Source organism: Nocardiopsis chromatogenes YIM 90109 (assembly GCF_000341185.1).
Taxonomy (GTDB): Bacteria; Actinomycetota; Actinomycetes; order Streptosporangiales; family Streptosporangiaceae; genus Nocardiopsis_A; species Nocardiopsis_A chromatogenes.
In genome coordinates, this window is the sequence record NZ_ANBH01000205.1 from 14,974 (window position 1) to 35,031 (window position 20,058).

The 20,058-nt window shown below is 74.0% G+C and carries 17 protein-coding genes; 5 read left to right on the forward strand and 12 right to left on the reverse strand.

Annotation, left to right across the window (positions count from 1 at the left end; translation table 11 throughout):
- The first annotated feature begins 182 nt into the window (after positions 1–182).
- Positions 183–1,310 (forward strand): allantoicase, encoded by a 1,128-nt coding sequence (gene alc / locus D476_RS0119630; RefSeq protein WP_017625635.1) that lies wholly within the window; start codon positions 183–185, stop codon positions 1,308–1,310.
- A 39-nt stretch (positions 1,311–1,349) separates the two neighbouring features.
- Here the strand turns inward: alc and D476_RS0119635 are convergent, their stop codons facing one another.
- Entirely contained in the window at positions 1,350–2,864 is a 1,515-nt protein-coding gene (locus tag D476_RS0119635; protein ID WP_017625636.1) for a YfcC family protein, read from the reverse strand.
- Entirely contained in the window at positions 2,861–4,234 is a 1,374-nt protein-coding gene (locus tag D476_RS0119640) for a M20/M25/M40 family metallo-hydrolase (RefSeq protein ID WP_017625637.1), read from the reverse strand. Before D476_RS0119640 ends, D476_RS0119635 begins: the two co-directional genes overlap by 4 nt.
- Positions 4,235–4,431: 197 nt before the next feature.
- Here D476_RS0119640 and D476_RS0119645 point away from each other — a divergent pair, with 197 nt between their 5' ends.
- Together D476_RS0119645 and D476_RS0119650 are read left to right on the forward strand one after the other, a co-directional pair.
- Positions 4,432–4,818, forward strand: coding sequence for an antibiotic biosynthesis monooxygenase family protein (locus D476_RS0119645; RefSeq protein WP_017625638.1), 387 nt, complete (start codon positions 4,432–4,434; stop codon positions 4,816–4,818).
- Positions 4,819–4,944: 126 nt separating this feature from the next.
- Positions 4,945–5,757: a DUF3152 domain-containing protein gene (locus tag D476_RS0119650; RefSeq protein ID WP_017625639.1), complete on the forward strand. Its 813-nt coding sequence runs from the start codon at positions 4,945–4,947 to the stop codon at positions 5,755–5,757.
- A 6-nt stretch (positions 5,758–5,763) separates the two neighbouring features.
- On the opposite strand, the gene D476_RS0119655 is transcribed toward D476_RS0119650, so the two are convergent.
- From D476_RS0119655 to D476_RS0119665, 3 genes are all read right to left on the reverse strand, one after another.
- The gene (locus D476_RS0119655; protein WP_017625640.1) at positions 5,764–6,171 is read right to left on the reverse strand and encodes a hypothetical protein; all 408 of its coding nucleotides are present in this window, start codon (positions 6,169–6,171) and stop codon (positions 5,764–5,766) included.
- A gap of 5 nt (positions 6,172–6,176) precedes the next feature.
- On the reverse strand, positions 6,177–7,538 hold the full coding sequence (locus tag D476_RS33885; RefSeq protein WP_051061795.1) for a polymorphic toxin-type HINT domain-containing protein: 1,362 nt from the start codon (positions 7,536–7,538) through the stop codon (positions 6,177–6,179).
- A gap of 210 nt (positions 7,539–7,748) precedes the next feature.
- A complete protein-coding gene (locus D476_RS0119665; protein WP_051061796.1) occupies positions 7,749–9,200 on the reverse strand; it encodes a serine hydrolase domain-containing protein in 1,452 nt (483 codons plus the stop codon).
- Positions 9,201–9,352: 152 nt separating this feature from the next.
- Here D476_RS0119665 and D476_RS0119670 point away from each other — a divergent pair, with 152 nt between their 5' ends.
- Together D476_RS0119670 and D476_RS0119675 are read left to right on the forward strand one after the other, a co-directional pair.
- Positions 9,353–10,522: a sensor histidine kinase gene (locus tag D476_RS0119670; RefSeq protein ID WP_017625642.1), complete on the forward strand. Its 1,170-nt coding sequence runs from the start codon at positions 9,353–9,355 to the stop codon at positions 10,520–10,522.
- Positions 10,519–11,193: a response regulator gene (locus D476_RS0119675; RefSeq protein ID WP_239648763.1), complete on the forward strand. Its 675-nt coding sequence runs from the start codon at positions 10,519–10,521 to the stop codon at positions 11,191–11,193. Before D476_RS0119670 ends, D476_RS0119675 begins: the two co-directional genes overlap by 4 nt.
- Positions 11,194–12,097: 904 nt before the next feature.
- Here D476_RS0119675 and D476_RS0119680 read toward each other — a convergent pair.
- From D476_RS0119680 to D476_RS38010, 7 genes are all read right to left on the reverse strand, one after another.
- On the reverse strand, positions 12,098–12,433 hold the full coding sequence (locus tag D476_RS0119680; protein WP_040726693.1) for a hypothetical protein: 336 nt from the start codon (positions 12,431–12,433) through the stop codon (positions 12,098–12,100).
- A 33-nt stretch (positions 12,434–12,466) separates the two neighbouring features.
- Positions 12,467–14,419, reverse strand: coding sequence for a TOMM precursor leader peptide-binding protein (locus tag D476_RS33890; RefSeq protein ID WP_083939581.1), 1,953 nt, complete (start codon positions 14,417–14,419; stop codon positions 12,467–12,469).
- A complete protein-coding gene (locus D476_RS0119690; protein WP_051061797.1) occupies positions 14,412–16,256 on the reverse strand; it encodes a hypothetical protein in 1,845 nt (614 codons plus the stop codon). The genes D476_RS33890 and D476_RS0119690 overlap by 8 nt, the downstream gene beginning before the upstream one ends.
- Positions 16,253–17,632, reverse strand: a complete 1,380-nt coding sequence (locus D476_RS0119700) for a SagB/ThcOx family dehydrogenase (protein WP_017625648.1) — start codon at positions 17,630–17,632, stop codon at positions 16,253–16,255. The genes D476_RS0119690 and D476_RS0119700 overlap by 4 nt, the downstream gene beginning before the upstream one ends.
- Positions 17,629–18,687, reverse strand: coding sequence for a thiopeptide maturation pyridine synthase (locus tag D476_RS33900; protein ID WP_017625649.1), 1,059 nt, complete (start codon positions 18,685–18,687; stop codon positions 17,629–17,631). Before D476_RS33900 ends, D476_RS0119700 begins: the two co-directional genes overlap by 4 nt.
- On the reverse strand, positions 18,653–19,660 hold the full coding sequence (locus D476_RS0119710) for a thiopeptide-type bacteriocin biosynthesis protein (protein WP_017625650.1): 1,008 nt from the start codon (positions 19,658–19,660) through the stop codon (positions 18,653–18,655). The genes D476_RS33900 and D476_RS0119710 overlap by 35 nt, the downstream gene beginning before the upstream one ends.
- A partial coding sequence (locus D476_RS38010) for a V-type proton ATPase subunit F family protein (protein ID WP_026123670.1) occupies positions 19,653–20,058 on the reverse strand: 406 nt, incomplete at its 5' end. The genes D476_RS38010 and D476_RS0119710, both read right to left, overlap by 8 nt.

Here is a 20,058-nt window from a genome sequence, read left to right on the forward strand (position 1 = left end):
GTGCTGGGGGCGCTGCAGCGGGCGGCGGCCGAGCACGCCGACGGCCCGGCCCAACCGTTCAGTGATCATGAACAGTCTGAACAGTAATCGTCGATGGACACGAAAGTTCGGCCGGGAGCACACTAGGGGACGTACGCGTCTTGAACGGTACAAAATTCACATCCCCGACAGCGAGGAGCACCGTGGCCGACGCCCCGACCGACCCGCACGCCTACGACGCACGGCCCTACTCCGGCGGCGACCCCTGGGCCGACTACCGGAGCGGCGAGCACGCCTTCACCGGCCTGGTCGACCTGGCCGACCGCCGCCTGGGCGGCTCGGTCGTCGCCGCCAACGACGAGTTCTTCGCCCAGCGCGAGAACCTGCTCAAGCCCGAGCCGGCGGTCTTCGACCCCGAGCACTTCGGGCACAAGGGCAAGGTCATGGACGGTTGGGAGACCCGTCGGCGCCGCAACACCGCCGAGGAGCCCTTCCCCGGCGACGGCGTCCACGACTGGGCGCTGATCCGCCTGGGACTGCCCGGCGTGGTGCGCGGCGTGGTCGTCGACACCGCCCACTTCCGCGGCAACTACCCCCAGCAGGCCGCCGTCGAGGCCGCCTGCGTTCCGGGCACCCCCTCCCCCGAGGAGCTGCTCGACGCCGAGTGGACCGAGATCGTGCCCCGCTCCCAGCTGCGCGGCCACGCCGCCAACGGGTTCGCCGTGGACAGCGGGCGCCGCTGGACCCACCTGCGCCTCAAGCAGTACCCCGACGGCGGCATCGCCCGCCTCCGGGTGCACGGCGAGGTCGCCCCCGACCCCGAGTGGCTGGCGGCCCTGGGCACCTTCGACCTGGCCGCGCTGGAGAACGGCGGCGCCGTCGAGGACGCCTCCGACCGGTTCTACTCCCCGCCGGAGAACACCATCCTGCCGGGCCGCTCCCGCAAGATGGACGACGGCTGGGAGAACCGCCGCCGCCGCGTCCGGGACAGCAACGACTGGGTGCTCTACCGCCTGGCCGGGCACGGCGAGGTCCGGGCGATCGAGATCGACACCGCCTACCTCAAGGGCAACGCCGCCGGGTGGGTCGAGGTGTCCTTCGCCGACGCCGCCAAGGGCGACCTGTCCGACCCGAACGTGTGGACGACGGTGCTGCCGCGCACCCGGCTCCAGCCCGACTCCCCGCACCGGTTCCTGCTCGACGGCGCCCCCGCGGCCACCCACGCGCGCATCGACGTCTTCCCCGACGGCGGGTACTCGCGCGTGCGGTTCCACGGCAGCCTGACCCCCTCCGGCCTGGAGGCCCTGCGCGTCCGCCACGCGCGGCTCTAGGCCGTCCTCCGGCGCGGCCGCCGCCCTCCTTCTCCCGCCTCAGGCCAGGGCGGCGGCCGCGCCGACGAACACGCACACCAGCGCGAACAGCAGGGCCAGCAGCGGCGCGACGAACCTCAGGTAGGCGCCGTAGCCCACCTTCGCCAGCGCCAGCCCGCCCATCACCACGGCGGTGGTGGGCACCCACAGGTTCATCCACCCCGAGGCGGCCTGCCAGGCGGTGACCACGATGTCGGCCGGGACCCCGGCGAAGTGCGCCAGCGGGGCCAGCACCGGCATCGCCAGCGTGGAGTGCCCCGAGGTGGAGGGGATCAGGAACGCCAGCGGCAGGTTCACCGCGAACACCAGCACCGCGAACACCGCCGAGGAGGTCCCCGACACCGCGGCCTCCATGGAGTGCAGCACGGTGTCGGTGATCCGGGCGTTGTTCATGATCACCGTGACGCCGCGCGCGGCCACGATCACCAGGGCCGGGCCGATGAAGTCGGCGGCGCCCCGGACCAGGGTGTCGGTGAGCCGCTTCTCCCCCATCCGGCCGATCAGGCCGACCGCGATCGCGGCGACGGTGAACAGCGCCGAGAGCCGCCCGAAGGACCAGTCGAGCTGCCAGGGGTAGGGCTCGGCGGCCGCCTCGCCGGTGACCACGCTCGCCCACGGGACGACCGCGAACACCATGAAGGCGAACACCAGCGCCATGAACGCCACGACGACGCGGTGGGTGGGCGTCAGCGGCTCGGGCTCGGCGCCCTGGGCGGCGCGCTCGGCCGCCTCGGCGTCCCCGGGCAGGAACCCGGTCAGCGATCGTTCGGGGCGCGCCCGCACGCGCGCGGCGTAGCGCAGGACGTAGCCGATGGTGACGGCGGTGAGCACGGCCCACATCAGCAGGCGCAGCGGGAGCCCGTCGCCGAGGGACACCCCGGCGGCCGAGGAGGCGACCCCCGTGGCGAAGGGGTTGACGGTCGAGCCGAGCACGCCCGCCCCGGCGCCCAGGATGACCGCCCCGGCCGCCGTCATCCGGTCGTAGCCCAGGGCCAGCACCATCGGGACGATGAGGCCGTAGAAGCCCAGGGTCTCCTCGGCGAACCCCTCGATGGAGCCGAGCACCGCGAAGACGCCCATGACCGCCCCGACGAGCAGGCCGCCGCGCCGCCGCAGGCGGTGGGCCAGGCGGGCGATGGCCCGCTCCAGGGCCCCGGTGGCGAAGACCATGGTGACGAAGGCGCCGATGGCCAGGACGAAGAGGAAGACGCCCGCGCTGCCGAACAGCTCGCCCGCGTTGTCCGGGCCGACGAGGCCGGTTCCGGGGTCGAGGATGCCGTACAGGCCGTTGACCGGGGACAGGAACAGGTCCGTCAGCCGGTCGGTGAAGGTGCGGCCGGCGTCGATGCGCTCGTAGGTGCCCGCGACGGGCGCGCCGTCGGCGTCGCGCTCATAGGCGCCGGGCGGGATGAGGAAGGCGGCGAGCCAGACGCCGACGGTGACGGCGGCCAGGACGGTGAGGGCGCTGGGAAAGCGCCACTCCCCGCTCTTCTCCCGGGTCCCGCCGCCGCTCATGCGTCCTCCCGCTCCCACTCCCGGTACCGGCGTGCGTACTCCTGGAAGAACAGCGCCTCGGCCACGACCGCGTGCTTGAGCTCCTCCACCAGGACGCGCTCGTTGGGGGCGTGCAGGTTCGACTCGGAGTCCTGGGCGCCGAAGAGGAGGATCTCCGCGCCGGGCACGGCCTTGGCCAGCCCGGCCACGAGGGGGATGGCGCCGCCGCTGGCCATGTGCACCGGCTCGGCGCCCCAGGCCTCGCGCATCGCGTCGGCGGCGGCGCGGTAGGCGGGGCCGCCCGTCTGCGCGGCGAAGCCGGAGCCCGAATCCCCGGCGTGCACCCTGAGCGGGACGCCGAACGGGCGCAGGCCCTCCAGGTGGCGGACGAGCGCGCGCTGGGCCTCGGCGGCGTCCTGCCTCGGGTGGACGCGGAGGTTGATCTTGGCGCGCGCGTAGGGGACGACGGCCGCGGCCGCGGTGTCGACGGCGGGGGCGTCCAACCCCATGACGGTGATGGCGGGGCCGGTCCACAGGCGGCGCCCCAGGCTCCCGGTGCCGATCAGCGGGGCGTCCGGCCGCACCCCGGCCATGCGGCGGAACTCGGCCTCGTCCAGGGTGGTGCCGTCCCACTCCTCGCTGAGCAGGCCCGGCACGGCCACGTTGCCGTCCGCGTCGTGCAGGGTGGACAGCGCGTGCAGGAGGGCGATGAGCGCGTCGGGCGCGGCTCCCCCGTACTCGCCGCTGTGGCGTGGGCCGTCCAGGGTGCGGACCTCGACCACGACCTCGGCGTCGCCGCGCAGTGCGACCGTGAAGGTGGGCTCGCCGGGGCGGACGTTGCCCATGTCGGCGATGACCATGGCGTCGGAGCCGAACAGCTCCGGGTCGCTGGGCGGGTAGGTGTCGAACGGGCCGCCGTACTCCTCCTGGCCCTCGATGACCGCCTTGATGCCCACGGGCGGCCGACCGCCGAAGACGCGGAGCGCGCCGATGTGCACGAGGATGTTGGCCTTGTCGTCGGCGATCCCGCGCGCGCGGAGGGCCGGGCCCAGCGGACCGGCGTCGAATTCGGTGGGCTCGAAGGGCGGGCTGTCCCAGTGGGACTCGTCGCCGGGCGGCTGGACGTCGTAGTGGGCGTAGAGCAGCACCGTCGGCGCGCCCTCGGGGGCGGGCAGGGAGCCGGTCACGACGGGGTAGGAGCCGGGCAGCTCCAGTGCGCCGACCGATTCCATGCCCACCGAGCGCAGCAGTTCGGCCACCCGGTCCCGGGCGCGCAGCACCGGCGCCTCCGGGTGGCCGGGGAAGGCGATGGACGGGATGCGCGCCAGCTCCACCAGGTCCGAGCGCAGCCCGTCGGCCAGGCCTTCGACGGTCCGGGCGATGTCCCGCATGCGGCTCCTCCAGGTCGGTGATGCCCGCATCCTGCCTGGCCACGGGCGGCGCGGGCGGCCCGCCGCGCCCCTGGGCCCGGTACGCGGTCGGCAAAGAGTGGGTGTTGCCGCGGTCATGCGCCTGTGGTGGTGGAGACTGATCGGGGGCCGGTCGGGGACCGGTCCCGGACGCGTCGCGATCGAGGAGGGACACCGCCATGAGCGTGGTCAAGTTCAACGTGCTCACCGTGCCCGAGGGCGAGGGCCGGACGCTGGAGGAGCGCTTCTCCAAGCGCGCCGGGCTGATGGAGGGGCAGCCGGGCTTCGAGGAGTTCATGCTGCTGCGCCCGGTGGAGGGGACCGACCGGTACCTGGTGTACACGCGGTGGAGGGACGAGGAGTCGTTCCGGTCGTGGCTGGAGAGCAGCGCCTTCAAGACGGGCCACGCGGAGGCGGCGAAGGAGTCCGCGTCCGCCGGCCACGGCCACGGCCATGGCCACGGGCACGGCGGGCCCGCCGCCACCGGGAGCGAGCTGTGGGGCTTCGAGGTCGTGCAGCACGTGAGTGCGGAGGGTGCCGGGGACGGGGCCGCGGACGGCGCGTAATGTCCCGGCATTTCCCGGCCCTGGAATGACCAGGGGCGGTGGCGTCCGGATTCGAGGGGCCCGGACTTTCTGGAATGCTGGTGGCCGATCCCGCTCCGCCCCGTCCCCTTCCAGGAAGGTCCACGCGTGCCCGAGCGTGCTCCGCAGTCCGGCGGCCGCCGCTACCGCCCGGAGGTGCTGGTCGGTCTGGCCGTGGTCGCCCTCGGCTGTGCCCTGCTGGTGGCCGACAACCTGCCGTGGGTCCCCGAGCCGGGGGCGGGCCGGGGGGCCGCCGCCCCGGCCACCCCCTCGGCCACCCCCTCGGCCACCCCCTCCCCGGGAACCGGGGGTGACGCCCGGGGCGGCCCCTCCGCCTCACCCTCCCCTTCACCGTCTCCCAGCGCCTCCCCCTCGCCCATCATGCGGTCGGTGGTCGAGGAGGTGGACAGCGCCGACGGCGAGTTGGAGGCCATCGGGGGAGGCGCGGGGCCGGTGGGCGACGGGCCGGTGGTCCGCTACACGGTCGAGGTGGAGAAGGGCCTGCCCGGCGAGCCGGAGGACTTCGCGGACGCCGTGCACGCGATCCTCGGCGACGAGCGCGGGTGGACGTCCAGGGGCCACTCCTTCGAGCGGGTGGACGAGGGGCCGGTGGACTTCCGGGTGGCGCTGGCCTCCCCGGACACGGTGGACGCGATGTGCGCGCCGCTGCGCACCAACGGCTACACCTCGTGCAAGGCCAACGGGCGGGCGATCATCAACCAGAACCGGTGGGTGTCCGGGGTCGAGCACTTCGACGGCGACCTGGAGACCTACCGGATCTATGTGATCAACCACGAGGTGGGCCACGCGCTGGGCCACGGCCACGTCGGCTGCCCCGGCCGGGGGGAGCGGGCCCCGGTGATGATGCAGCAGACCCTCCGCCTGGACGGCTGCGAGCCCAACGGGTGGTTGGAGCCCTAGCCGCCGTCAGCCGGCCGCGTCGGTGACCGCCCCTCGGACGGAGCGGATGAGGACTCCGTCCGAGGAGCCCAGTGACCAGTCGGCGGGTCCGCTGACGGGGTCGTTGCGCCCCGGCGCCGTGATGTGGCGCCCGTCGCCGAAGACCAGGCGCAGGTGCCCAGACGGGAAGGCGATGGACACCAGGACCTTGGTGCCGACGAGCGTCTGGAGGACGTCCACGGCGTCGCCCAACGCGAGCGGCGCGGCCCCGGGGGAACGCGGCGTCCCCTTGGAGAGCAGGCAGTCCTTCGACAGCTCCAGCGAGAAGGGCGGCGCGGCGACGGCGATACGGACCCCGTCGCCCCGCTCCTCGACACTCTCGACCCGCAGACCGCGGAGTCCGAGGTCCCACCGGTCTTCCTTGAAGCGAACCATGGTGCTCAATTCTCCGGCAGGTGTTCGAAGATGTTCCCGATGCTGTCCTCGGCGGGGCTGCCGTCCGGGAGCTGCGGGTACACCTCGCCGGTGTCGACGTCCACCACGATGTCGGGGTTGCGGCGTGCGCCGTCCCCGCGCCAGGACCCGCCTTGCTTCACCTTCTCGATGGCCTGCTTGATCTGCTTCGTCGAGTAGTCGAGGGCCTGGGCGATCTGCCCGGGCCTCTTCGCGAAGTTGCAGTTGTGGGTGAGCAGGTCGACGCCGCCGGCCGACACATAGTAGGTCGACAGCCCGGAGACGGTCAGGTTGTGGACGGTCGCCCACCAGGTCGTCACGGAGATGGAGGCGACGGTGGCGGTGGAGCCGTCCGACGCCGTCAGGAGGTCGCCGGGACGGAGGTCGGAGGCCTCCACCCACGCGTCCTGGACCCAGAAGGGGTGCCCGGCCGTGGCCGTCACCCGTTCGACCCCCGCGTCGGTGAACACCCGGATGTCGACGAGCTCCTTGGTTCCGGACCCGGTGATGGTGCGGACGACGGGGCGGGCCCGGGTCTCCCCGGTGACCGGGTCGGTGGCCACCACCAGGTCGCCGGGGTCGACCTCCTCGATCGGAGCGCGTGAGCCGTCGGCCGTCAGGACGAGGGTCCCCGGGACGAAGCTGTTCAGTTCGCAGGCCTCGAGCGCCTCGTCGGCCCGCTGCCGCGCGGTGGAAAGCGTCTCCTCCGCGGCCTCCTTGGCCCTCTTGGTCCTCCTCCACCGGTTCCACAGCCGGAGGATCTTCGCGGAGTTCTTGACGAGCTTCGCGCCCTTGCCCCAGGGGCTCAGTCCGACGACCGTCCAAAGACAGGCCATGATGTCGCCCTTGGTGATGCAGTCCCGGGCGTCGTTGTACCCGATCAGGTCGCCGACGAGGTCGAGCAGTTCGTCGTAGTTGTCGTCGTACTCGTCCTGCGCCTCGGCCTCCTCGTCCTCGGCGTCCGCGAGCTCCTCTTCCGCGTCCTGGAGCTCGTTGTAGACCGCGGGGTCGAAGTCGACGTCGGGCCCACTCCCCTCCTCCGCCCACTCCGTGCCGTCGGCCGAGGAGGAGGGTGCGGGCGAGTCCGACGGAGCGTCGGAGGGCTCACCGGAAGGGGCATCGGAGGGATCGCCGGAGGGCTCGTCCGAGGGATCGTCGGCGCCTCCCGTCACCCTCCCGCAGTCCTCCGACTCCGGCGAAATCCTGCAAATGGCCGCCACATAGTATTCGCGGACGTTGACCGGGAGTCCCAAGGCGAACACGGCCGCCACGATCACGGCCACGAGGAGGATCAGCGCACCGTATTCGAGCTTGAACGCTCCGGTCTCGGCTCTCCAGACCCAGCGCACTCCGGCCTCCCGTTTCCGTCTCTGCTCAGACTGCGCTTGCTTTTCAGGGGGAGGCTATAGGAGGCGTATGGGGCCTCATAGGATTCATCGGCCTCCATTATTGCGAAACGATCACCGGCGACAATTCATGAAGAACGCCTGGCCAGCGGCGACCTGGCGACCTCCTGGGCCACGGGACGTGGCCGGAAGCGGCCTGGCTCCCGCCCCCCCTCAGCCCGCACGCCGGAGGCACCGGATGCGACGGGCGAGGGCGGCCGTGCCGAGGACGAGGCAGACCAGGGAGAAGAGCGCCAGCAGCGGGACCAGCCAGGCGACGACGATCCAGTACTGGAAGCTGAACGACCCGCCTTGTACGCCGATCAGGGTCGGCAGGAACAGGCCGAGGACGGTCACGAGCCCGAGGGGGACGAGGCGCAGCACGACCCGGGGGCGCCGGGCCCCGCGCCGTCGGTGCGCCCAGCGGGGTGCCCGGACCACCGCGGTGGTGAGGAGCGTCCCCGCCAGCAGTGTGAGCCCCAGCAGGACCGCGTTGACGATGTTCATCGGGTTGCTCACCGGCGTCGTCTCGGCACCGGCGCGCTCCGCGAGGAGGTTGGCGGTCAGCAGGCCGGGAGCGCCCACGCCGTTGGTCAGGACGACCGCCGCGGTGCCGGAACCGGGCGAGAACGCCATGTCCCCGGTCCAGGTGGCCAGGGTGCCCCCGTGGGCGACCAGCGGCTCCTCCCCTCCCGCCGGGTCGGGGCGGACCTCCCAGCCGAGGCCGTAGTCCTCGGCCTCCGGCTGGGCGGTGTGCATCTCCTCCAGCGACTCCTCGCTGAGCAGGTCGGTGCCGAGCCCGCCCTGGTTGAAGCGCACCCACCGCACCATGTCGTCCAGGGTCGAGACCACGCCGCCGTTGCCCACGCACCGGCCCGGCATCTCCGGGGCGGGGACGGCGAGCCCGAGGACGACCTCGTGGCCCGGGGCCAGCCCCGGCGCCGGGTCCGTGCACCCTTCGGTCGAGGTGGTGTCGTCCATGCCCAGCGGGGCGAACACCTCGTCGGCGAGGAACGCGCCGAACGTCTCGCCCGACACGGTCTCGACGATGCGCGCCGCCACGGAGTAGTTGGTGTTGTGGTACTCCCACGCCTCCCCCGGGTCGGCGGCCAGGGCCTTGTCCGACAGCTCGGCGACGACGTCGGCGGCGCTGCGCGGCGGCGGGAACACGTACTCGTTGTTGGTGGTGATCGACAGGCCCGAGGTGTGGTCGAGGAGGTGTCGGACGGTGATCTCGCGGAAGCGGGGGTCGGCCATGGTGAACTCGGGCAGGACGTCGGCGACCGGGTCGTCGAGGGCGAACTCGCCCCGCTCGACCAGCAGCATGACCGCCGCCGCGGTCATCGGCTTGCTCATCGAGGCGACCCGGAAGGGCGTCGCCGGGGTGACGGCGGACCCGTCCCCGTCGTGGCCGCGGACGGTGGTCTCGACCGAGGAGCCGTCGACCACCGCCACGGCCATGCCGGGGGTATCGTAGGCCGACCGGTAGTCGTCGACGAGCGCCTCGGTCGCCGCGCCGGTGTCGGCGTGCACGGGCGGCGCCGCAGCCGTCGCCGCCCCCATCGCCGTGGTCAGGGCCAGCGCGGCGGGCACGAGGGCGTGCCGCGCACGGACAGGTCGGATCATGTTCCGCGTATTCACGGCGGCAAAGCTAGTTCCGGCCGCTGCCGCCGCACCTCACCCCGGAGGGTGAGATCTCGGGGCCGACCCGCCGCGAACGCCCGGTGAGCGGCAGGGACATGGTTCCATGGGGCCCGTCGGTAGGGAGCAGGGTGGACATGGACGGCACTCGTGGCAAGGGGGATCGCGGCGGCGACCTGTGGCCCCGGTTCCGGCTCGTCGCCCACGGCGTCCTGGTGCCGTTGTCGGTCCCGGTGCTGGTCCTCATCGCGCTCAGCGGCGCCCATGCGTGGCAGGTCGGGGCGACGGCGCTGGCGGCGGTCGCGCTGCACGCCTCAGTTGAGGTGGCGCTGAGGCGCCCCGCCGCCGGTTTCGCGGTCGCCTCGCTGGCCATGCTGGGGTTGGTGCTGACGCCGATGCCGGGGTGGACGTCCAGTGCCCTGCCGTCGGCGGGCTGCTTCCTGGTGGTGCTGTGGCGGATCACTGCGGCGTCCCGCCGCCTGCGTGCGGCGGCGCTGGTGGTGGCCGTCGCCGGAGTCGTCATCAGCGGCCTGGTGTCCTGGGCCCGGCTCCCCGGCGACCTGCCCGCCTGGACACCGGCGGCCCAGGGCGGGTTCGAGCTGGGCGCCGTGGCCGCCGTGTGGGCGGGCGCGGCGGCCGCGACCCGGCGCCGGGAGCGGGCCGCGCAGGCGGAGCGGGAGCGGCTGGAGGCGGCGCGGTCCGCCGAACGCGCGCGGATCCGCCGCGACCTGCACGACGTCATCGCGCACTCGATCACGGTGATGGTGGCGCGCGTCGACGCGGCCGCCGTGACGACCGGCGACGACGGCACGCGCGAGGAGCTGGAGGACGTGGCCGAGTCGGGCCGCGACGCGCTCGGTGCGCTGCGCGCCATGCTGGCCGTGCTGGACGCGGGACGCCCGGACCACTCGGAGGCCCCGCTGTCCCTGGAGGCACTGCCGGAGCTGGTGCGGGCGGCATCGACCCGGCTGCACCGGGTGGCCTTCGAGGAGGAGGGCGTGCGCAGGCCGGTGGCGCCCGACGCCGAGGCGGCGCTCGTGCGCGCGGTGCAGGAGGGGATCACCAACGCGTTCCGCCACCTGAAGCCCCCGGTGGCCGTGGATGTCCGCCTCCGCTGGGAGAGAACCGGTGTTCTCCTCCATGTCCGCGACGACGGCGGCCGAGGCGGATTGGACACCGGCCCCGCCGGAACCGGCCTGGCGGGAGCCCGGGAGAGGGTCGAGGCCGCGGGCGGAACGTTCTCCGCGGAGCAGGAGGACGACGGATGGGCCCTCACGGCACGGCTACCGACCAAGGAGCGGCGTTGAGACCGGTACGGACACTCCTGGTGGACGACCAGGTGCCGCTGCGCCGCGCCCTGGGCACGGTGCTGTCGGCCGACCCGGGCATCGAGGTGGTCGGGGACGTGGGCGACGGGCGGGCCGCGATCGAGGCGGTCCGCTCCCAGGGCATCGATGTGGTCCTGATGGACATCCGCATGCCCGGACTCGACGGCGTCGGCGCCACGCGGGAGGTCACGCGCCTGTCGCCGTCGACGCGGGTGCTGATCCTGACGACCTTCGACGCCGACGAGCTGGTGGCGGCCGCCGTGCGGGCCGGGGCGAGCGGCTACCTGACCAAGGACACGCGGCCGAGTGCGCTCCGGCAGGCCGTGCGCGACGTCGCGGCGGGGACGTCCGCGCTGGCGCCGGGCGTGGCGGCGACGGTGATCGGCCTGCTCCGCGAGGCCCCGGCCCCCGCCCCCGAACGCGAGGCGGCGGCCGACCCCTTGCACGGCCTGACCCCGCGCGAGGTGGACGTCTTCACACTGATCGCGGCGGGCCGGTCGAACGCGGAGATCTGCGCGGAGCTGTTCCTGAGCGAGAACACGGTGAAGACGCACGTGCGGGCGGTCCTGATGAAGCTGGGTCTGCGGGACCGCGTGCACGTGGTGATCCACGCCTACGAACACGGCCTGATCCGCCGCCCACCGGCGTGAGGGCGACGGTTCCCCGGGACGCCGCAAGCTCCCGGTGGTCCCCGCTCCGCGATGGGTCGAATGAGAATGTCCGCGAGAAGTGAGAGCGCCTGTCCGCCGGTTCCGACAGCGCTCAGATGACTCGGCGCGACGCGGTGCCGACGAGTTCCGTCAGCACCACGGCCTTCCCCGTCGCCGGGCGCGGCCGCCGCCCGCCGCACCTCAAGGCCGTTCGTCCCCGCTTCGCCGCAGGCGCTCCACCTCGGCCTGCGGCTTCGCAGACGGCGGTGGGGGCGACTGCCGGGGAAGGGCAAGGTGTGCCTCGCTGCACGCATCGTTGTCAGGACTCATCGACACGACCCTGCGGCGAACGGAGGCGCTGTCGAATCCCATCGACGAACGCTGTCCGCACTCACGAACAGAACCAGTCGAACCAGGCACCGCCGGTCAGGGTGACGGCCATGCCGAAGCGGCTCCAGTCGGGGCGCCCGTTGGTACGCCACCAGCGGTACGCGTCTTCGGTGAACGTCCACAGCCTCCGGGGACCGCCCGTTCGACGGAGGACGAACCGGTGGTGGGCATGACGTGTTCGGCCCACGAGCCGCCCGGAGTGATCGGCCCGGTGGTCTCTCCCGCCGGATCACCCGGGCGGCGGCCTCTCCGGATGGACGCCTCCGGATGCTTCTCCGCCTCCTCGCGGTGCCTCCCCGGGTCGGACGCGAAGAACCCGGTGTGGCCGCAGTCGAGGCAGACGACGGCGTCCACATCGCCCATCGCCCCGGCCCCCGCCACGCGGCACGTCGGATGCGGGCCGACCCCGTCGACGGGAGAGATGGCGCCGGTCCGGCCGCCGCCGCAGAGTACGCAGGGCGGGAGCTCGGGTGCGGGGTCCGCGGTGGTCATGCCGACCGCACCTGTCGGGGGGTCAGCGCTCCTGCATCGCCCGGCCCAGGTCGGCGAAGGCCTGCCACGCATCGCCTTGCGCGGTGATCGCCTCGACCTCGAACACCGACTCCGACGTCGGCGGGTAGCCGATCAGCTCGATCGACTTGCTCGGCGCGGGCGGGCGGTTGCGCGCGATCGCCTCCGCGGAGTCCCACAGGTAGACGGCGCCCCAGATCTGCTGCGCGGGATGGGAGAACCACACCTTCAGGTGCATCCCGTCGACCTCGGAGAACGCTTCCACGGCGTAGTCGCGGAGATACTCCCGCAGCCCTTCCACGGTCCGCTCCGAGTCCCGCAGGTCCCAGGCGAGGATCATCACGTACACGGCGTACTCCGGCGTCGGTGGCGGTCAGGGGAACGGATGCGGGAACGGGTTGAGGTCCGCATCCTCCAGTGGGCGGGGTGTGTAGCCCAACCGGAAGGGCACGTCGCGCAGGCGGGGCAGGCCGTGGATCCGACGGTAGGCGTGCCCGAACGTCATCGGCAGCATCCCGGGCACGAGCACCTTCACGCAGTTCAGCCCGGCGCGGCGGTGCTCCGAGGTGGTCTGGTCCACGGCGACCACGTCCAGCCCGTCGGCCAGCAGCCGCCCGGCCACCGCGAGCAGGTCCTCGGTCAGGTCGGCTCCGGCGATCAGCGGCCGCGCCGGCGTACCGAACGACGCGTCGATCGGTACGCCGGGACGCGGCGCGGACCCGGTGAGGAACCGCAACCGGTCGAACGCCCGGGAGTCGGCGTACAGCAGGCCGTGGTCGGCCATCTGCTGCACGTTCGCCGAATCCGCCACCATCGCCCCGACCCGCTCGGCCTCCCCGGGGTAGGCGCCGATCAGCCCGTCCAGGATCGGGCCGAGCTCGGCGAGCGCGCCCAGCACGGCCCGCTCCGGCTGCAGGTGCGCACCGGCCGCACAGGACACCCGCGGCCGGGTCTCGTCGTCGTCCGACCGGACCGCCATCGCCCACACGCTGGGGATGCCGTGGTCGAGCGTCGTGTCGTACAGCGACACCGCGTAGCCCTGCTCGTGCCGGATCTGCTCGACCAGCAGGGGGATCGTGCGGTCGGCCGCCGAGGAGGGATCGACCCTGGGGACCGGCAGCCGCGCGTACCACGTCAGCAGGAACGCGTCCCGCTCCAGCACTTCGAGCAGGCCGTGCAGGATCGCCTCCTCCAGGCAGCTCCCGGTGGCGCCGCCGTTGGACGACTCGAGCACGAACATCGGATCGTGCCCGGACTCCTCGCCGATGCCGTAGTAGGCGAGCCGTTCGGGGACCAGGACCGGTCCGCGCCGGGCGAACGAGTACCCCTGCACCCAGCCGTACTCCCGGCCGGGGTCGAACGGCGTGCAGCGGAAGCCCTCCCGTGCGTACGACTCCGGCGGGTGCAGGCCGATCGCCGGGACGTCGATCGCCCGCTCGGCGACCTCGTCGTAGCTCGCGCGCACCACCTCGGGCCGGTCGCCCTGCCGCAGCCCGCCGTACCGCTCCAGCGCCTCGCAGATCGCGACCGTCTCGCTGGTCCGGAAGTCGCGGGTCCGCCCGTAGCCGGACTCGGTGCGCTTGGACCGGTGCCGATCGCGCAGCCGCATCGGCGCCCGTACCAGCGCCATCCCGGCCGTGGTTCCGTACTGCAGCTCGCGGATCAGCCCGGCCTCGGGCTCCACGAAGTGGGCGCGCAGGTCGGCGGGGTCGAGGTCGGGCCGCAGCCGGTAGGTGTGCGGGTCCGGCTTCGGCCGCGGCTGCGGCGCGGCCGGCCCGCCNGGGGGGACGACGGCAGGCTCCGCGCAGTCCGGGCAGCACGGGTCGGGCAGGAACGGGTGCCGGCTCACTTCGAGCGTGCGCAGGTCGACGCGCAGGAACGCCTCCGCGGTGCGCGGGAGCTCACCGGCGGCCACCCGCGCGGCTTCGGCGGCGACCAGTGCGGCCACGGTGTCGGCGGCGAGCGGGGTCAGCAGCGTCGACGGGGTGGCGGCCAGCGTGTCGCGGTGCGCGGTGAAAGCGGCGAGCGCGCCGTCCGGGTCGGTGCTCGCCCGGTGCCGCCGCGCCTGCGCACACCGCAGACAGCCGCCTGTGCCGGGCCGCTCGAGCGGGCCGACGACCACGACGCCCAGCTCGGTGCGGACCGGAAGCCACGGCACCGCGTGGTCGCGGGCCCACCGCCGCAGCTCCTCGTCGTCGCGCCAGCAGTCGCTGACCGAGGCGGCGAGGTCCGGGGGCTCGGCGGCCGCCGGCTCGCGGACCGCGCCGGTCACGGCCGCGGCCAGCAGCCCGGTGCCCTCGACGCGCATGCCTGGGGAGTCAGCCATCCGCCAACACCACCTGCAGCAGATTCGGCATCCGGCGGGTCACCTCGGGATCGTGGTCGAGCGGCACGACGACCGGGTCGTGCCCGGTGGCCGCCACCGCGGCGGCGAGCCGGTCGAGCGTCAGCCGGGCGCCGTCCGGCCTGCGGCGGAGCGGGCCGTGCAGGTGCGGCGGCAGCGGGCCCAGGGCGGGCGGCGCGTACGCCGGTTCGGCGTGCCGCCTGGACTGGTAGCCGAGCAGCGACCGCTCCAGCGCGTCCCGGAGCGCCGCGCCGACCGACGTGCCGGTGGCGCAGACGCCGACGGTGCCGCGCGGGCCCGAGCGGACCAGCACCCCCGGCACGCCGAGCAGCCCGCCGAGGTCGAGCACGGTGACCGGGTCGCCGGTGGCGTGGAGCAGCGCGCGGTAGCGGTCGCCGAGCGGGTCCAGCTCCATGTCGTCCAGCGCGAGCGACGGCAGCGGCTCGCGCACGGTGTGGAGGGCGGCGAGGGCCAGCGCGCGGCAGTGGTCCAGCAGCGCCTTCTCGACCGCGTGCTCCCAGCTGTATCCGGCGGCGGCGCCGAGCACCGGCCAGCTCCGGACCGCGCCGTCCAGCACCGGAAACGCCTGCCGCGCGGGCACGTCCCGCGGCGTACCGTCGAGGAGCCGGAGGCCGCGCACCGTCTCGCCCGACAGTCGGCGCGGGTCCACCGCGAGCGAGCCGTAGACCGCGTATCCGCGCAGCGCGGCGTCGTAGCGGGCCGCCGCGAAGTCCGGACCCGCGCCGACCACGCGCACCGGGCCACCGGCGAGCGCCATCGGATCGGCGACCACGGCCTCGCTGACGTGCACGGGGAACTGCGCGTAGCCGCGCTGGGCGATCTCGGCGAACACGCCGGTGTGGTCGTCGACGAGAGGGGCGGTACGCCGGGACAGCTCCTCCTCGGTCAGCCGTTCCCCGGTCCGCCGTTCCCCGGTCGGCGCCGCGCCGTCGCCCGGCGGGGGCGGGCCCGCGGGCGGCGGGGGCTCCAGCGGGTGCGGCAGGAAGGCGTGGTGGGCGGTCTCCAGGTCGGCGTACCGGATGCTCGTCAGCCGGTCGCGCTCGGCATCGTCGGCGAGGCCGGTGGCGGCCCGGAACACCCGCTGCACAAGCTGGTTCGCGACCACCGCCAGGTGCTCGGCGGACGGCGGAGGGGCATCGACGGGTACGGGTTCGGGCCGCAGCGCCGCCAGTCGTCGCCGGCCACTGGCCCCGTCCACGGTCGCGCTTGCGACCGGGCCGATGACGGCGCGGTCGCCCAGGTGCGCGGCGTACCCGATCAGCGAACCGGCGCGGCGTTCGCGCACCCGGCGCGCCAGCGGGAGGTCCAGCCCGTCGGAGACCAGCAGCACGATGTCGCCCGCGTCCCCGTCGGGCGGCTCGGCGCAGGCCGAAACGGCGCCCGCGGCTCCGGACCGCTCGCAGGCCCGGGCGACGGCGCCCGCCAACGGGCCCTCGCCGACCACGAGGACCGTGCGCCGCCGGTAGCCCCGGAACGCGGCGTCCGGGGACTCACGGAAGTACCCGAGGTAGCGCTCCTCCGGGGTGCCGCCGCCGACGGAGGGCTCCTCCTCCAGCTCGCGCACCACCCCGGCCTCGACCAGCGCTCCCACGACCCGCTCCAGCATCGGCCGGTGCCGTTCGTCCAGCCGGGCGGCGAGGTCCTCAAGGCCGAAGCGCCCGTCCAGGAAGGGCTCCAGCCGGTCCAGCCACGCCGCGATCGAGGTGCCCTCGAACGACACCAGCCCGTGGTGGGTCAGGACGGTCAGCCCGGTCGACGTGGTCGCACGGTAGACGTCGTGGCGCAGCGCCAGCCTCATGCGCGGCTCCGATCCGTGCCGGGCCGGGTGCCGAGCATGAACTCCCCGACCGTGCCCTCGGCCAGCGGGTCGATGCCGGTGGCGGCGGCGAACTCCTCGGAGTCGCCGGTGCCGACCGCGCACGCCGCCAGCCCCATCGCGGTGGCCACCAGGTACATCACCTGGAACAGAACGCCGACGTGCTTGAGGACCAGCGCGTAACCGAACGCCTCGTACTTCCACATCACCCGCCCGAAGCGCGCGGTGATGAGCATCAGCACCTGCGGCGGCGCGGGGATGCCCTGGAGCGCCTGGTTGACCCCGGTGATCCGGCGCAGCGCGGCCGGGTCGGCGGCGACGCGCTCCAACCGGTGGCCGTCCTGGTCGTACCGGTACAGGCCCGGATCGAGCCCGTCCACCCGGCGGACAAGGGGATACAGCTCCAGTTCGTATGACGCTCCGCCGGACGGGTACGGCCGCCCCAGGAACTCCGTGCCGTCCCGCTTGGCCTTGGCCCGGGTACTCGCGCACCGGTACAGGAACTCGGCGAGCTGCCGCTCGGTGATCGGGTGCTCGTCGTCGTACGCGCGCTCGGAGGCCCGGTCCTCCAGCACCGCGGTCAGCGGCGGGTCGGTCGCGCGCAGGGCGTCGAGGTCGGGGCGGGGCAGGTCGATGCCCGGACCGGCCGGCCCGCGCAGAGGGGGAAGCGGGTCGGCGATGTCCTCGAACCGCGCCGTCCTGCCGATGTCCTCGCCGAGCGTCCGCCGCCCGCCCAGCCTGCTGTGCGCGTGGAACCACAGCTCGTGCGGGCTCCACTGCCGCAGCCGCAGGTCGTCGGGCGCGTGGCCGGTCTCCGCACCGAGGACGCCGGCGTGCGCGAGGTCGTCGAGGAATCGGCCTACGACGGCGGTGTCGAGGTCGTCGGCCGGCTCGGCCGCGTCGGCGCCCGCTGCCAGCCGACTCACGAGCACGACCGCGCGCGGGTCGTGCAGGCGTACGTCGTAGGCGGCGCCGGGCACCGCGAGCACCAGTTCACCGGCGTCCGGTGTCAGCACGGCATGGCGGGACAGGCGCGCGGGCGACGGCGGGCCCGGACGGTCCCGCCCGGGCGCGCGTAGCGGCTCCAACGTGTAGAGCGGGGCGCCGGAGGTGGAGGCGGCGACGGTGACGCGCAGCCAACCGGCGTACCGCAGTCGGTCCACCAGCCCGGTGCCGTCGAGCTCTTCGAGGCCGCATCGCCCGGCGGACAGGCGATCCAGTGCGCTCCGCTGCTCGGGGGACAGGGCGCCGAGCGGCTCGACGTGCGGCCAGCGGATCAGGTGCACCCCGCCGGACTCCGAGGTCGCCGCGTGCACGCCGGTGCGCAGGCTGAACAGCTCGGTGACGGCGCCGCTCATGCGCGGGCCCCGGAGATCACCTCGACGGACGTCGCGCCGTAGTGGCGCTCGGCGGTGTTCGCCGCGAAGTGGCAGAGGGCGTGGCGTTCGATGGGGCTGATCCCGAGCCGGGTCAGTTGGAGGTAGGCGTAGTTGATCAGCTGCCGGAAGACCGAGAAGTCGTCGCCGCGCATCCGCTCCAGCGCCGCGGGGTTGGCGACCAGCGCGCGGTGGAATTCGCTGGACAGGTCCTCGAATTTGCGGGGCTCCACCGACGGCAGGTAGAGCCGATCCGCCGCGAGCAGGGTGCGGACCGCTTCCTCGATCGGGCGCAGCGTGTCCACCCAGCGGCGGACGAACGGCACCGACGTGCGGGTGCCGTCAAGGGTGGCCAGCACCCCGGTGAGTTCGGAGGCGAAGTGGTCGGCGTTGCGGGCGTACTGCGCGTCCCACTCGCGGCGGCTCTCCGCACCACCGGGCGCCGCGTGCAGGAACGCCTCCGTGTGCGAGCGGAACGTCACGAAGTCCCGCTCCAGCCCGTCGGCGGAGAACGCCTCTACCGTCGCGAGCAGCAGCGCGAACGCGAGCCGTCGCCGCTGGGCGGGGTTCGGCGTGGCGGCGATCGCGTCGAAGGTCAGCGGCGTGGTGGCGACGTAGAAGCGGGCCAGCATCTCGGCGGTGTCGACGTTGTGGTGCACGTGCAGGCGCTCGTCGTACGTCTCGGGGACGATCGTGTTGTTCGGCGGCCAGGGGCCCAGGGGGCCGCGCTCGCCTTCGAGGGCCGCCAACCGCTCGTGCAACGGGAGGATCTCGGCCGGATCCAGCTCGGCCGTGGACGGGTGCGCGCGCAGGAACCCGCCCACGATCTCGTCGGTGGCGGGCAGCACCAGCCGGTCGTACGTCGCGTCGTCGGCGCGCATGTGCAGCCGCAGATGCGGACCGAGCCGCCAGTGCGGGACGAAGTAGGCCTCCGGCACGTCCTCGGCGAGCCGCTCGAACAGCGGACGGACGCCCTCCAGGATCAGCCGGTCCCGGTCGTCGTCATGGTAGTAGACGTGAATCGCCCGCCACGGCATGCGTTTCCCCCTCCGTGTCGCGCACCGCGCGCATCGCGAGCACGCGGACATAGCTCTCGTCGGCCAGCGACAACCCGATGCGGTTGCAGAACAGATGCGCGCAGATGTCGACGACGGGCAGCACGCTGACCGGCGTACCGGGCGGCAGCGGACCGGCGCCCTCCCACGCCTGGGCCGGGGGCTCGAACCGGCCGGCCGCGACCTCGGCGGTCAGCACCCGCTTCAGCCGGTCGATCGACCCCGTCCAGTCGGCGAGGTCGCCGCGCCCCTGCCGCCCGGCCACCGCTCGCAGCCGGCCGGTCAGCGCACACAGCGTGGACCGCTGCCGCTGCCACCGCCGTTCCAGCTCCGCCGGATCCAGGTCGCCGCCGATCGGTATGCGGGTGTCCATCTCCGCCCACGCGGACCGCCACGCCGGATCGTCGCGGAAGCTCAACCAGGCGAGCACCAGCATCGAGTACGCCGCGGTGAACCGCTGATCGGCGTCCAGACCCCCCGCGAGCAGCCGCAGCGCCAGCCGACTGGACTCGGCGAAGTGCCGCTCGACCGCCGCCATCGCCGCCCCGTCGCCGAACCGGTGCCGCTCGCGCACGTAGGGCCGGAACTCGACGGAGTTGTTGGGGCGCAGTTCGGCGTAGTCGTGGAGCCCTTCCCAGCCTGCGATCTGGGCCGCCGAGCGCCGGTAGTCCTCCGGGTCCATCCGGCCGACGGCCGGACGCGCGGCGAGGTACGACTCGAACCGGCCGCGCACCAGCTCCCCGACCTCGGCGCGCGCGGACGCGTCCCGGGGAAGGACCCGGAACCGCAGGTGCGGCCCGCCGTCCCAGTAGCGCAGGAAGAACCACTCGGCGGCCAGCTCGCGCTCCTGCAGCTCGGCGGCCAACGGCGCGACCGCCTCGACCAGCAGGGGATCGAGCCGGTCGTGGTAGAAGATGTGCGCCGCGAGCCAGTCGTCCTCGGTGTGCTCAGCCATCGGCGCCCCGTCCGGGGTCTCGCCCGGGGTCCCGTTCGGGGATCTCCACGACGAACTCGGCGACCCGCCGCTCCCCGTCGTACGCGGTCGGCGCGTCGCCCGGCTCCGGCAGCGCCTCCTCGATCAGGAGTACGGCGGTGTCCGGGTCGGCCGCCAACTGGTCGAACAGCTCGACCAGGAAGACGTTTCCGGCGTCGACGTACAGCGGCTTGCGGGACTTCCGGAACGCCCAGTAGGGCAGCGATTCCGCGGCCAGCTCCTGGTCGAACAGCGCGGCGCCGAGGGCGCGGACGAAGCAGGTGCGCGGCATGCCGTGCTCGCGGAGCCAGGCGAGCAGCCGGTAGAGGTGGTCGGCCGGGCGCTCGCCCGGGCCGCGGACGGGGGCGTGGCCGGCGGGG